A 13471-nucleotide genomic window follows, 5' to 3' on the forward strand; every position below is an offset into this window, starting at 1 on the left:
GGCCTGCAAAGCTCCGGGCTTGATCTGTCACAATTATTTATCAACAGTTTATCAACAGACCCGACAAGCCATTTCTAGCCCGTCGATCACCGGATAGTGCGGTGCTTTTGCACCGCAACAATCCTCTTTGAAAACAGGTTTCTGACGCCTTGAGCCGTCACGCTTTGGTGGGGCATTTTACCCAATGCCCCAAGGGGCATGGGCAGGCCTTGATCCGGATTCCGAGGGTATTCCCCAGTACCCCGAAAAACCGGCCTGCCCCAACCCCTCAGCGGGCAGGACGGATAAGCACGTACTGAGCCCATTCGCCGCGGCGCACCAGAAGGTTCACCGGCTTGCTCTTGTCCACCTTGGCCAGCGTGGCCTCGAAGCTCTTGAGCCCCGTGACCTCGACATTGGCCAGTTGCAGGATCACATCACCTTCGCGCAGGCCTGCGCGTGCTGCTGCCTCGACAGCGGCCGTCACGCGGACACCACCCTTGATGCCCAATTCCCTTTTCTGGGCATCCGTGAGTTCGGCCAGCGTCAGGCCCAGCGACTGGGAGACCAGGGTGCTGCCCTTGCCTGCAGCCTTTGCCTGGGGAGCGCCATCGGGCTCGACTTCGGCGATCACCATGGTCAGATCCTTGGCGGCTCCGCGGCGGAATACGGTGATGGTGCTGCGCGTTCCGGGCTTGGTGTTGCCCACCAGACGCGGCAGGTCGGCGACCTTCTCAATGGCCTTCCCATCGAACTTGATGATCACGTCACCCGCCTCGACGCCGGCCTTGGCGGCTGGGGAATCGGGTTCCACGGCAGAGACCAGCGCACCCTGAGCCTTGCCCAGGCCGATGGATTCGGCAATGTCCTTGGTGACCTGCCCGATTTGCACGCCGATGCGCCCTCGCGTGACCTTGCCGGTGGCGCGCAGCTGGTCGCTGACGCGCACGGCCTCGTCGATCGGAATCGCGAAGCTGATCCCCATGAAACCGCCGGAACGCGAATAGATCTGGCTGTTGATGCCCACGACCTCGCCGCGCATGTTCAGCAACGGGCCGCCCGAGTTGCCGGGATTGATGGCCACATCGGTCTGGATGAAGGGCAGATAGTCTCCCGTGTCGCGCTGCTTGGCGCTGACGATGCCTGCGGTGACCGAGTTGTCGAGGCCGAAGGGCGATCCGATGGCCATCACCCACTCACCGACCTTGAGACGGTTCACGTCGCCGATCTTCACGGCGGGCAGTCCGGTGGCATCGATCTTGACCACAGCCACGTCGGTGCGCTTGTCGCTGCCCACGATCTTGGCCTTGAACTCACGCTTGTCGGTCAGCGTGACGATGACCTCGTCAGCACCTTCGACCACGTGGGCATTGGTCATCACAAAGCCGTCCGCCGTCAGGATGAAGCCCGACCCCACGCCACGCGGCTGTTCCTCGTCAGGCTGTGAACGCGGCTGGGGGCGTTGGCGCGGCACATTGGGCACGGGCAGGCCGAAGCGGCGGAAGAACTCGAGCATGTCCTCATCCATGCCCAGCGCCTCGGCAGAGTTGGCCGACGCCTTCTCCAACGTGCGGATGTTGACCACGGAAGGCCCTACCTGCTCGACCAGGTCGGTGAAGTCCGGCAGACCCCGCACCACGGCACCGCTTTGCGCATGAGCGGCACTCACCGGCACCAGCATTGAGGCGCTGCCAGCAGCCAGCGCCAGAACGCCTGCCAGTGTGCAGGACTGCAGCGTCTTCCATCGAACTGTGGTCATGGTGATCCTTTCCTTCTCAATCATTGTGTTGCCCCCGTGCCCATTGCGCCCGGGCGGCCTGTTCAGATACGCGGTGCCGACTTGCATCTCGGACGAACGCCACATTCTGGCGCAGTCCCGGCATGCACCGGCCAGACGATGGCTCAGAAGCCTGAAAGACGCTGTTAGTTCCCGAATCGGCCGCATGCATGCGGCGCGAACCGCCGTGCATGGGCCACAAATGACTGCACCCGCGCCCATTTCAATGCCGAACGGCTGGACGCGGGTGCAAAAGAAGGCAGGAGAGTCATGCTCTCCTGCGGGATTCAGCGCTGGTTCGCGCGCGGTGCCGAGGCGAAGTTGGCATTGCGCAGGAAGCTGGCCGGCATCTGCAACGTGGCCGGACCACTGTATTGCGGATGGGAGGCCAGCAGCGCATCCAGGCGCGGATCACGCAGCATGACGCTTTGGCCGTAAGGGCCTGCCACAGCCACCACCGAAGAGGATTGGGCCGTATCTCCGAGAGGGAAGTCCTGGGCATTTCCAGCGACAGCAGCCGCTGCAGGCGCCCCCGTTTCAAGGGCGGCCAATGCCCGGCCCGGCGCCGCGCCGGGGCCTGCAGGCGCGCCGAGCATCACGCTCCAGCCAATGGCAGCCACGGCCGCCACGGACGCAAAACCCGCAGCCATCTTCCAGCGGAATACCGACGCATTGGCTGCATCGTGCAGCGGCGCGCCATTGACGACGGCCCTGCCGTGCGCCGGGCGCGCGACCTGCTCCAGCTCGTCTGCGGCGACGGGAACCAGGGGGCGGCGCGGCTCGTTGGCCAACTGGGAGCGGATTCCGGAAAGCAGATCGTGCCGGCTGTGGTGCGCCAGCTCAGGAGAGCGCAGCACATCGCCCACCAGGTGGTACATGCGCCATTCCTGCTGGCCTGCATCGCTTTGCGCATAGGCCAGCGCGGCCTGCAGCTCCGCGGCAGAGAGTTCGCCATCAGCCAATGCCGACAATTGTTCGCGCTTCGTCAGATCGTCATTCATGATCAATCACCTGCCTGTCTGCTCTGAGACCCTGTACCCAAAAAATGCGCCACCCGATGGCCATCACCCGTTGCTACCACCGCTTGCCAGACTGGCGCTCCAGCAAAGGCTTGACTCTCGCTGAAATCGCTTCGCGTGCACGGAAGATGCGTGAACGCACGGTGCCTATGGGACAACCCATGGCGTTCGAGATTTCCTCGTAGCTCAGGCCTTCGATTTCCCGCAACGTGACGGCTTGACGGAGATCTTCGGGCAAGGCCTCCATGGCGGCGTTGACTGCCTGGGCAATCTCCTGGGCCGCCAGGATCGTTTCGGGTGTTTCTTCGGTGGTTAGTTCCTGGCTGAGCCGGGAAGTTTCATCATCGTCATCCCCGTTGTGTAACGCGCTTTCGGTGATCAGCGGCGAGCGCTTCATGTCCAGCAGCGCCTTCTTGGCGGTATTCACGGCGATGCGATACAGCCAGGTGTAGAACTGGGCATCACCCCGGAACTGGTGCAGCGCCCGATAGGCCCGGATGAAGGTTTCCTGCGCAATGTCAGGCACCAGGTCCACGTCGCGCACCATGCGGCCAATGAGGCGCTCGATGCGGCGCTGGTACTTGATGACCAGCAGCTCGAAGGCCCGCATGTCTCCTGCGTTGGTGCGCTCGACCAGAGCCAGGTCGCTGTCGGCAGAAGAAGGCGGGAATTCGGGAGGCGTCATGAAATCGGTGAAGACGGGCCGTGGCGGCCCTGGCGCAGTCACTGCGCGCGTTCTGTAGGTCTGGGCGGGAAATATACAGCACGCCGCAAATCACCCCAGGTTTCAGGACTCTGCCTGTAAGACAGCAGCAGCCAGCGGGAGCTTCGCCAGCGCAAAGACCCCGTCGTAACGGGTCTGGCCTGCGCCCATAGCCATTGACCACCGTCAGCGCGCACCTGCAGCAGCACCGGCTGCGCATCGTCGGCAGCGGCTGCCTCACCAAGCCACCACTGCGCGCCATCCCATGCAACAAAGCCTCTGCCCAGGGCGCGCCATCCATGCCACATGCCTGCAGCTGCAACCAGAGAACCCGTGACAGCCACGACGGCAGGCCCCCATCCGGACTGAAGATCAAGCGCCCACGCCAGCAAAAGCATGGCCGCCAGCAGCCAAAGCGCGCACAGGCATGCGACCGACCCACGCGGTGGATTCAGCGGATGGCGGACTGCGGGCGGGGCATGGCGTGACGTCATGCCTGCAGTGTCGCAAAACCGCAGCATGTCTGACATGCGTTCCACCCCTGCCGGACGCGCCCTGACCCATGGGAGAAATAAAAAAGCCCGCTCCCTTGCGGGGCGGGCTTTTCATGGTGAGGTGTGCAGGCCTCAGATTCGCTTGAACACCAGCGTTCCGTTGGTGCCGCCGAACCCGAAGTTGTTTTTCACTGCCACTTCGATCTTCGCATCCCGTGCCGTGTTGGCGCAGTAGTCGAGATCGCACTCGGGATCCTGGTTGTCCAGATTGATGGTCGGGGGAATCTTCTGCTCGTGCAATGCCAGCACGGTGAAGACGCTCTCGATGCCGCCAGCGCCACCCAGCAGGTGACCGGTCATGGACTTGGTCGAGCTGACAACGATTTTCTTGGCGTGATCGCCCAGAGCCGCCTTGATGGCATTGGTCTCGTTGAGGTCGCCCAGCGGCGTGGATGTGCCGTGCGCATTCAGATAATCGATCTGGTCGGCGTTGATGCCGGCGTTGCGCAGAGCTGACAGCATGGCGCGGCGCGGGCCGTCCATGTTGGGCGCCGTCATGTGGCCGGCATCGGCACTCATGCCGTAGCCGCACAGTTCAGCATAGATCTTGGCACCGCGGGCCTTGGCATGCTCGTACTCTTCCAGCACCAGCACGCCTGCACCTTCACCCAGCACAAAGCCGTCGCGGTCCTTGTCCCAGGGACGCGAGGCGACCTTGGGATCATCATTGCGCGTGGACAGTGCGCGCATGGCGGCAAAGCCGCCGACGCCCAGCGGGGAGACCGTGGCTTCCGTGCCACCAGCCACCACCACATCGGCATCGCCGTATTCGATCATGCGTCCTGCTTCGCCTATGCAGTGCAGCCCGGTCGTGCAGGCAGTCACCACGGCGAGATTCGGCCCCTTGAAGCCAAACCGCATGGACACATGGCCAGCCACCATGTTGATGATGGAGGCAGGCACGAAGAACGGCGTGATGCGGCGCGGTCCGCGCGCAGCCAGTTCTGCGTGGGTGTTCTCGATCAGCGGCAAGCCGCCGATGCCCGAACCGATCACACAGCCGATGCGCGTAGCCAGATCATCCGACAAGGCCTCGCCCGTGGGCAGACCTGAGTCCTGCACGGCTTGCGCCGCAGCAGCGATGCCGTAATGGATGAAGGTGTCCATGGAGCGCGCATCCTTGGCGCTCATGTACGACTCCACATCGAATCCCTTGACCTCGCCCGCAATCTTGCAGGCAAAGTTCGAGGCATCGAACTTGGTGATGAGGTCAATGCCGGACTGGCCGGCCAAAAGATTGGCCCAGGCGTCGCCCACCGTGTTACCCACGGGGGAGATGCAACCCAGGCCGGTCACGACAACGCGACGACGGCTCATGCGTAAAACCTTCTGCTGATCGCTCGGGTCAGGGCCCTGTCAGGCCTTCTGGTGGGTGTTGGCGTAGTCGATGGCGTTTTGCACCGTCGTGATCTTTTCCGCGTCTTCGTCGGGGATCTCGATGCCGAATTCATCTTCCAGGGCCATCACCAGCTCCACCGTGTCCAGGGAGTCAGCACCCAGATCAGCCACGAAGGCCTTTTCGTTGGTGACTTGAGACTCTTCAACGCCGAGTTGTTCGGCAATGATTTTTTTGACACGTGCTTCGATATCGCTCATGGTTTCCCTCTGGGGGTTGTGAATGAACCCGCGATTCTAGCCGTTTCGGACCTTACGCCCTCTTCAGCCGGCCGTCGCGAGGAAACGGCCTCTTCGGTTGCAAGCAACGGCGGCTTCTGGCAGGGATCTGCCCGCAGCCGCCGCAGCGCTTACATGTACATGCCGCCGTTGACGTGCAATTCCTGGCCGGTGACGTAGCCTGCGCCCGCCGATGCGAGATAGGCCACGGCATGGGCGATGTCGCTGGGCTGGCCCAGATCACCCATGGCGATCTGCGATTTCAGGGCATTTTTCTGCTCTTCAGGCAGCTCCGCCGTCATGTCGGTGGCGATGAAGCCCGGAGCCACGCAATTGACCGTGATGCCGCGGCTGCCCAGTTCACGGGCCAGCGCACGCGTCATGCCGGCAACGCCGGCCTTGGCAGCTGCATAGTTGGCTTGACCGGGGTTTCCGGAGGCACCAACGACGCTGGTGATGTTGATGATGCGTCCGAAGCGCTGCTTCATCATGGGCCGAATGGCCGTACGGCTGACTCGGAAAACCGCCTTGAGATTGGTGTCGATCACCGCATCCCAGTCATCGTCCTTCATGCGCATGGCCAGGGTGTCGCGCGTGATGCCGGCATTGTTGACCAGCACATGCAGGCCACCGTCATTCTTGACGATGCTGTCGATCAGGGCATCGACGGCGGTCACGTCCGTGACATTGAGGTTCACGCCACGGCAGCCTTCATGGGCCGACAGGGCCTGGTTGATCTTCTCGGCACCACCATCGGTGGTGGCCGTGCCGATCACGCGGTAGCCGCGTGCTGCCAGCTCCTGGGCAATGGCGGCACCGATGCCGCGCGAGGCACCCGTCACCAGGGCAACCTGGGGCTTGTTCTGGTTGTCAGTCATGCGAGGGATTCTTTCACGTCGGCCAGCGTGGCCGGGTCATAGAGGGCAGCGGCCGTCAGGTCCGCGTCAATCCGCTTGGTCAGGCCCATCAGCACCTTGCCGGGACCGCACTCGACGAGGTGGACGACGCCGCGGGCCTTCATGGCCTGAACGCATTCCACCCAGCGCACCGGGCCGAAGGCCTGGCGATACAGCGCATCGCGAATGGCGTCGGCATCCTGCTGCACAGTCACGTCGATGTTGTTGAGCACTGGGATGCGCGGCGCAGCCAGCACGGTGGCAGCCAGCGCCGCCTTGAGCTTTTCGGCCGCAGGCTTCATCAGGCTGGAATGGAAAGGCGCCGACACCGGCAGCGGCAGCGCACGTTTGGCGCCTGCGGCCTTGAGGGCCTCGCAGGCCTTCTCGACAGCCGCCTTGCTGCCGGCAATCACGGTCTGCGAGGGGTCGTTGAAATTCACGGCCTCGACGACTTCCGCACCACCCAATGCCGCCGTGACTTCTGCGCAGCCTGCGCGCACCTTGTCGGCATCCAGCCCCAGGATGGCAGCCATGGCACCGGTTCCCACGGGAACGGCCTCCTGCATGGCAGCCGCGCGCAGCCGCACCAGCGGCGCAGCCTGGGCCAGGGTCAGCACACCTGACGCGACCAGGGCCGTGTACTCACCCAGCGAGTGGCCCGCCACAACGTCGGGCAGCGCGCCGCCTTCGGCCTGCCAGACGCGCCAGGCAGCCACACCGGCCACCAGCATCACGGGCTGGGTATTGGTGGTGAGCGCCAGAGCTTCCTTCGGCCCCTGCTGGATCAGCTGGCCGATGTTTTCGCCGAGGGCATCGGAGGCTTCGACCAAGGTCTGGGCCACGACGGGATGGTCACCCCATCCGTCGAGCATGCCTACCGATTGCGAACCCTGACCAGGAAAGACGAATGCAAACTTCTTCATGATTTTCAAAAATAAAGGCCGCGCCATGGGCACCTGCCCTCAGGCAGGCATCCCGCATCACATCTTGAGAAGTACCGCGCCCCAGGTGAAGCCGCCGCCAACACCTTCCAGCAGCACGGTCTGACCGGGCTTGACCTGGCCACTGCGCACGCCGTGGTCCAGCGCCAGGGGGATCGAGGCAGCCGACGTGTTGCCATGCTGGTCCACCGTCACCACCACCTTGTCCATGGACAGCTTGAGCTTGCGCGCCGTGCTTTGCATGATGCGGATATTGGCCTGATGGGGGATCAGCCAGTCGATGTCGGCATCGGTGAGCCCTGCCTTGTCCAGCGTGGCGCGAGCAGCCTTCTCCAGCACGCCGACCGCCAGCTTGAACACGGCCTGCCCATCCATCTTCAGCAGCGGATCACCGAGGATCTGGCCACCGGAGACATTGCCTGGCACGCACAGGATGCCGACATGCTTGCCGTCGGCATGCAGGTCGGAAGCCAGGATGCCTGGCTGCTCGGACGCCTCCAGCACCACGGCTCCGGCACCGTCACCGAACAGCACGCAGGTCGTCCGGTCGTTGAAGTCCAGGATGCGGCTGAATACTTCGGAGCCCACCACCAGCGCGCGGCTCGCAGCGCCGGACTGGATCATGGCGTCGGCCACGGTGAGGGCGTAGACAAAGCCGCTGCATACGGCTTGCACATCAAAGGCCGCACAGCCATTGGCGCCGAGCTTGTTTTGCAGGATGCATGCCGTGGACGGGAAGACCATGTCCGGCGTCGATGTGGCGACGATGATCAGATCGATATCCTGCGGCTGGCAGCCGGCGGCTTCCAGCGCCTTCTTCGATGCCTCCAAGGCCAGATCGCTGCTGGCCACTTCTGGCGCGGCAAAGTGTCGGGCATGGATGCCGGTGCGCTCGACGATCCACTCGTCCGAGGTCTCGATGCCGCGCTGGGCCAGTTCGGCTGCCAGATCGTGATTGGTGAGTCGGCGGGGTGGCAGGTAACTGCCCGTGCCGGTGATGCGTGCGTAGCGTCTCATCTGTATTAGGGCGCCGACGGTCCCGATTCCGACTGCGCAGCCAGCAACAGAGGCAGGGCTGCGGAGATACGGGTACGGACACGGTCGAGCAGGTTGTTGCGGGCCGCATCATACGCGCGCTTCAGCGCGTGCTCGAAAGCCAAGGCATCGGCCGATCCATGGCTTTTGAAGACCAGCCCGCGAAGGCCCAGCAGCGCCGCGCCGTTGTAGCGACGATGATCCACGCGCCTCATCAAAGCAGTTAGCACCGGATAGGCAACGATGGCCGCCATTTTGGTGAAGATGTTGCGCTTGAACTCCTGCTTGAGGGCATTGGAGATCATGGACGCCACGCCCTCGGAAGACTTGAGAGCCACGTTGCCCACAAAGCCATCACAGACCACGACCTGGGTCGTGCCCTTGAAGATGTCGTTGCCTTCGACGTTGCCGTAGAAATTCAGATGACCGGCCTTGCCGGCCGCGCGCAGCAGTTCGCCAGCGCGCTTGATGACCTCGCTGCCCTTGATCTGCTCCTCGCCAATGTTGAGCAGACCCACCGAGGGCGCCTCTTCGTTGTTCAGGGCAGACACCAGGGCCGAGCCCATGACGGCGAACTGCAGCAGATGCTCGGCCGAGCAGTCCACATTGGCACCCAGGTCCAGCACCGTGGTGGCCTCGCCCTTGGCATTGGGCAACTGGGGCGCGATGGCAGGGCGATCAATGCCATCGAGCGTCTTGAGCAGGTAGCGCGAGATGGCCATCAGCGCACCCGTGTTTCCAGCCGACACAGCAGCGGCAGCCGCGCCATCCTTGACTTGCTGGATGGCGATGCGCATGGAGGAATCCTTCTTCCTGCGCAGCGCCATCTCGATCGGATCATCCATGCCGACCACTTCCGAGGCCGGCACCACACTGGCGCGCTCATGCGCAAAGCCAGCCAGCGCATCGGGCTGGCCAACCAGCAGCAGCCGGGCATCGGGGTGGGAATCGAGGAACTGGCGGCACGCCGCAAGCGTGACGCGGGGGCCGTGATCACCCCCCATGCAGTCAACGGCCAAAGTGATCATGTGCGACTGGCAAGCCTGTTGCAAGGCCTGGAAAGATAGGAGCAACCATCAGAAAAAACAAAAGCCCGCGCTACGAAAACTGTAGCCGCGGGCCCTGCGGGAACGGTCGAAGATCAGGCTTCGGACTTGTTCTTCAGCACTTGACGGCCGCGGTACACGCCGTTGGGGCTGATGTGGTGACGCAGATGGGTTTCGCCGGTGGTGGGTTCCACGGCAATGCCAGGCACATTCAGTGCGTTGTGCGAACGGTGCATACCGCGCTTGGAGGGGGACTTCTTGTTCTGCTGAACAGCCATGATGGCTCCTGTGTATCTGAAAAGGGTTGGTAAAAAACGCGATCAGCCCATTAAAGACACGAGGGGGTTTCGCGCGAAGCCCTTGATTATAGCGCAATCGCTTTTCCCGGCCTCGGCCTTTTTTCCGGACATCGCAATCAGTCGGCTGACTTGCCCACATCCAGCCCGCGCAGCACGGCAAATGGATTGGGCTTGTCCTCGCTGGCCTGCTCGAAGTCTGCGTCGCTGGACTGCATGCTCACCGGCTCGGGGCAGCTGTCGTGGCGTGGCACCACGGGCAACTCCATGAGCAGCTCATCCTCTATGAGTTCAAGCAGGTTGAATTCGCGGCTGAGCACCAGCAGGTCCTCGTCGCTCTCGTCATCCTCGGACTCGGCCGTGGTCTCGTCCGCAACAAAGCGGAAAGACCTATCGACCTGGAGGGAGATGAGCGCCACAGTGAGGCAGCGTTGGCACACCATCGGAACGACAGCATCGGCCTGCAGATGCAGCCAGACCTGGCCCGAACCGCCGGTTTGCTCGACCAGTTCGCCGTCAGCCTGCCAGTGCACCTCGCCGTGCCCATCAGCGGCATCCGGCTGCGCATCCTCGGCCAGACGAGGAAAGGCCGAAAGCGCCGACTGACCCTGGAGATGGCCCGCCGATTGCGCAAAAGCGCGAACATCGAGACGGACCGCAGAAAATTCCTTGCTCATGCGGGCAGTGTAAGAGAATCCGGGCATGCAAGCTTCCCACCTCGCCTTAGCCCAGGCTCCCGGCCTGGCACGCCCCCTGATCCTTGGCTCCACCTCACGCTACCGCCGCGAACTTCTGGAGCGGCTGCAACTACCATTCCAGACCGTGTCCCCGGAAGTCGATGAGACACCGCTGACCGGCGAAACACCGCATGCACTTTCGTTGCGACTGGCCCTGGCCAAGGCACAGGCCGTGGCGGCGCTGCACCCGGGCGCCGTCGTCATCGGCTCCGACCAGGTACCCGAGTTGGATGGCATGCCGCTGTCCAAGCCCGGCACCCACGAGCGCGCCACCGAACAACTGCGCCAGATGAGCGGGCGCCAGATGAATTTCCACACCGCCGTGAGCGTGGTCTGCCGGGAAAGCGGCTTTGCCGAGACCGATGTGGTCACCGTCCAGGTCCGGTTTCGTGATCTCAACGACGCGGAGATCGAACGCTACCTGCGCGCCGAACAGCCCTATGACTGCGCAGGCAGCGCCAAGAGCGAAGGACTGGGCATCGCGCTGCTGGATGCCATCGTCAGCGACGACCCCACGGCGCTGATCGGCCTGCCGCTGATCCGCACCTGCCAGCTGCTGCGCGCCGCAGGAGCCGTGCTGCCATGAACGATGCTGCAACCCAACCCACCAGAGGAACGCTCTATCTGGTGCCCGCGCCGCTGGACTTCGGCTGCGACGAGCAAACGCCGCTGACGCAGGTCCTGCCCGATGGAACACTGCGCACCGCTGCACGCCTGACCCACTGGATCTGCGAAAACGCCAAAAGCACGCGCGCCTACCTGAAGCGCATTGACGCACTGCACGCCCTGGCCCAGCCCTTGCAAACCCAGCAGATCACAGAACTGCCGCGCGAGGCCCACAAGAAGGGCGACCACGGCGACAAGGGCGCGGCGGTCTTCGATGCCAAGCCACTGCTCGCCCCCTTGCTGCTGGGCCACGACATGGGACTGGTCAGCGAAGCCGGCATGCCTGCCGTGGCCGACCCCGGCAGCTCCATCGTGCGCGCCGCGCATGATCTGGGCATACGGGTCGTGCCCCTGATCGGTCCGGTGTCGTTGCTGCTGGCCCTGGCCGCCAGCGGACTCAACGGACAGAACTATGCTTTTGTGGGGTACCTGCCGCAGGACGCTGGCGGGCGGGTTCAGCGCATCAAGGAGCTTGAAACCCTGGCATTGCGCCAAGGCCAGACCCAGCAGTTCATAGAGACGCCCTACCGCAACGCCGCGCTGTGGCAGGCCTTGCTGCAGACGCTCCAACCCCATACGCGCCTGGCGCTGGCCTGCGGCCTGACACTGGAGAGCGCCCGCATCGAAAGCCGTCTGGTGCGCGAATGGCGCCAGCACAAGGAAGTGCCGGACAACCGCACGCCGGTGGTGTTTTCCATCGGTCGCTGAGACTGTCTTCCTCGATGAGCAAAAAAAGCCCGCCTTCCACAAGAAGGCGGGCTTTTTGCATCTTGGCAGACGCCAGGGAAATCAGCGCAGAGACGGAAGGCTGGAGCGCAGCGCCTGAACGGCACCTCCACCGAAGGCCGCGCCAAAACGCTTGGCCAGGCGCTCGGCCACGTTGTCGCGGCGCGTGTAATCCACCACCTCTTCCGCCTTGACCACTTCACGGGCCACGTAGTCAAGACTGCCCAGCTTGTCGGCCAGGCCCATCTCCACGGCCTGCTGACCCGTCCAGAACAGGCCGCTGAACGTCTCGGGCGTCTCGTGCAGGCGATCGCCACGGCCGGCCTTGACCACATTGATGAACTGCGAGTGGATCTGGCCCAGCATCTGATGGGCATGGGCGCGCTGTGCTTCGGACATGGGACTGAACGGGTCCAGGAAGCCCTTGTTCTCGCCAGCCGTCAGCAGGCGGCGCTCCACGCCCAGCTTTTCCATGGCGCCCGTGAAGCCGAAGCCATCCATGAGCACACCGATGCTGCCCACGATGCTGGCCTTGTCGACAAAGATCTCGTCGGCCGCCGCAGCAATGTAATAAGCAGCCGAAGCGCAGGTTTCCTCCACCACGGCATACAGGGGCTTGTCGTACTTGCCCTTGAGCCGCACGATTTCGTCATTGATGATGCCGGCCTGCACCGGGCTGCCGCCTGGCGAGTTGATCAGCAGCACGACGGCACGCGAGCCCGAGTCCTCGAAGGCGCTGCGCATGGCGGCCACCACGAATTCCGCGCTGGCGTCGGCGCCTGCAGCGATCTCGCCCTTGACCTCGACCACTGCGGTATGCGGAGAGGAGCTGGTCGTGGTCGCCGTGTCCTTGGCAAACAGCACCCACAGGACCACCAGGATGAGTGCCGTCCACAGCAGGCGGCCGAAGAGTCGCCAGCGGCGCGAGGCGCGCTGCTCGTTGATGGTGGCGAAGACCAGCTTTTCCAGCACGTCCCGCTCCCAGCCGCTCGATGCCGCCGTTCGCGCATCGGCAGCCGCCGCGGCGGGCGTGGCCCGGGCCCACAGGTCCGCACCCGGGGAAGGGTGCGATGCGGAGCCAGGATTTTCCGGGGGTATGGGGGAAGTCATGTCAGAACTCGACGGGTTTCAGGTTATCGGCAGTATGCCAGTGCACCACCCCCGCGCTTTCGCTCAGGGAGATTTTCACCAGGCCGCCACGGCAGGGGCCGCCAGCGCAGGCGCCGCTGTCCGGCGCATAGACCGCGCCATGGGTTGCGCACAGCAACCAACGCCCGGAATCATCGAAAAAGCGGTCTGGCTGGTAGTCCATCTCCATGGCCACGTGCGTGCAGCGGTTCAGATAGGCATGCGCCTGTCCCTCGAAGCGGATGGCGAATGCGCGGCAGGCATGCCCCGCGTAGACCACGTCGAAAGGCACGGCATTCGCACCTTCCTGCAAGGCCTCGCTGGCACACAAAACAATGCGATCAACGGTCACCA

15 protein-coding genes are annotated in these 13471 nt (G+C 63.8%); 2 read left to right on the forward strand and 13 right to left on the reverse strand.

Features of this window, described 5'->3' with window-relative positions; genetic code table 11:
• Nucleotides 1-268: 268 nt before the first annotated feature.
• The 11 genes from ACN20X_RS24790 to ACN20X_RS24840 form a co-directional block, all read right to left on the reverse strand.
• Complete coding sequence (locus ACN20X_RS24790) at nucleotides 269-1738, reverse strand: DegQ family serine endoprotease (RefSeq protein WP_016447790.1); 1470 nt, start codon at nucleotides 1736-1738, stop codon at nucleotides 269-271.
• A gap of 305 nt (nucleotides 1739-2043) precedes the next feature.
• Complete coding sequence (locus ACN20X_RS24795; protein ID WP_016447791.1) at nucleotides 2044-2757, reverse strand: sigma-E factor negative regulatory protein; 714 nt, start codon at nucleotides 2755-2757, stop codon at nucleotides 2044-2046.
• Between the two features lie 73 nt (nucleotides 2758-2830).
• Complete coding sequence (gene rpoE / locus ACN20X_RS24800) at nucleotides 2831-3460, reverse strand: RNA polymerase sigma factor RpoE (protein WP_016447792.1); 630 nt, start codon at nucleotides 3458-3460, stop codon at nucleotides 2831-2833.
• A gap of 644 nt (nucleotides 3461-4104) precedes the next feature.
• Nucleotides 4105-5349, reverse strand: a complete 1245-nt coding sequence (gene fabF / locus ACN20X_RS24805) for a beta-ketoacyl-ACP synthase II (protein WP_016451177.1) — start codon at nucleotides 5347-5349, stop codon at nucleotides 4105-4107.
• A gap of 39 nt (nucleotides 5350-5388) precedes the next feature.
• Nucleotides 5389-5628 (reverse strand): acyl carrier protein, encoded by a 240-nt coding sequence (gene acpP / locus ACN20X_RS24810; protein ID WP_003058049.1) that lies wholly within the window; start codon nucleotides 5626-5628, stop codon nucleotides 5389-5391.
• A 149-nt stretch (nucleotides 5629-5777) separates the two neighbouring features.
• Nucleotides 5778-6524: a 3-oxoacyl-ACP reductase FabG gene (gene fabG, locus ACN20X_RS24815; RefSeq protein ID WP_016451176.1), complete on the reverse strand. Its 747-nt coding sequence runs from the start codon at nucleotides 6522-6524 to the stop codon at nucleotides 5778-5780.
• Nucleotides 6521-7465 carry an ACP S-malonyltransferase gene (gene fabD, locus ACN20X_RS24820; protein ID WP_034347649.1) on the reverse strand — a complete coding sequence of 315 codons (945 nt, stop codon included), beginning with the start codon at nucleotides 7463-7465 and terminating at the stop codon, nucleotides 6521-6523. The genes fabG and fabD overlap by 4 nt, the downstream gene beginning before the upstream one ends.
• 57 nt (nucleotides 7466-7522) lie before the next feature.
• The gene (locus ACN20X_RS24825; RefSeq protein WP_016447796.1) at nucleotides 7523-8500 is read right to left on the reverse strand and encodes a beta-ketoacyl-ACP synthase III; all 978 of its coding nucleotides are present in this window, start codon (nucleotides 8498-8500) and stop codon (nucleotides 7523-7525) included.
• A 5-nt stretch (nucleotides 8501-8505) separates the two neighbouring features.
• Entirely contained in the window at nucleotides 8506-9546 is a 1041-nt protein-coding gene (gene plsX, locus ACN20X_RS24830) for a phosphate acyltransferase PlsX (protein WP_016451174.1), read from the reverse strand.
• 113 nt (nucleotides 9547-9659) lie between these two features.
• Nucleotides 9660-9842 (reverse strand): 50S ribosomal protein L32, encoded by a 183-nt coding sequence (gene rpmF, locus ACN20X_RS24835; protein WP_012207072.1) that lies wholly within the window; start codon nucleotides 9840-9842, stop codon nucleotides 9660-9662.
• Between the two features lie 137 nt (nucleotides 9843-9979).
• Nucleotides 9980-10537: a YceD family protein gene (locus tag ACN20X_RS24840; protein WP_016451173.1), complete on the reverse strand. Its 558-nt coding sequence runs from the start codon at nucleotides 10535-10537 to the stop codon at nucleotides 9980-9982.
• 25 nt (nucleotides 10538-10562) lie between these two features.
• Between ACN20X_RS24840 and ACN20X_RS24845 the strand changes: the two genes are divergently transcribed.
• Nucleotides 10563-11183 (forward strand): Maf family nucleotide pyrophosphatase, encoded by a 621-nt coding sequence (locus tag ACN20X_RS24845; RefSeq protein ID WP_016447799.1) that lies wholly within the window; start codon nucleotides 10563-10565, stop codon nucleotides 11181-11183.
• Nucleotides 11180-11971, forward strand: coding sequence for an SAM-dependent methyltransferase (locus ACN20X_RS24850; RefSeq protein WP_016451172.1), 792 nt, complete (start codon nucleotides 11180-11182; stop codon nucleotides 11969-11971). The genes ACN20X_RS24845 and ACN20X_RS24850 overlap by 4 nt, the downstream gene beginning before the upstream one ends.
• A gap of 81 nt (nucleotides 11972-12052) precedes the next feature.
• Here the strand turns inward: ACN20X_RS24850 and ACN20X_RS24855 are convergent, their stop codons facing one another.
• Entirely contained in the window at nucleotides 12053-13099 is a 1047-nt protein-coding gene (locus ACN20X_RS24855; RefSeq protein ID WP_016451171.1) for a S49 family peptidase, read from the reverse strand.
• A gap of 1 nt (nucleotide 13100) precedes the next feature.
• Nucleotides 13101-13469, reverse strand: a complete 369-nt coding sequence (locus ACN20X_RS24860; RefSeq protein WP_016451170.1) for a Rieske (2Fe-2S) protein — start codon at nucleotides 13467-13469, stop codon at nucleotides 13101-13103.
• Nucleotides 13470-13471 lie beyond the last annotated feature (2 nt).

The sequence above is a fragment of the Delftia sp. PX-1 genome (genome assembly GCF_055797465.1).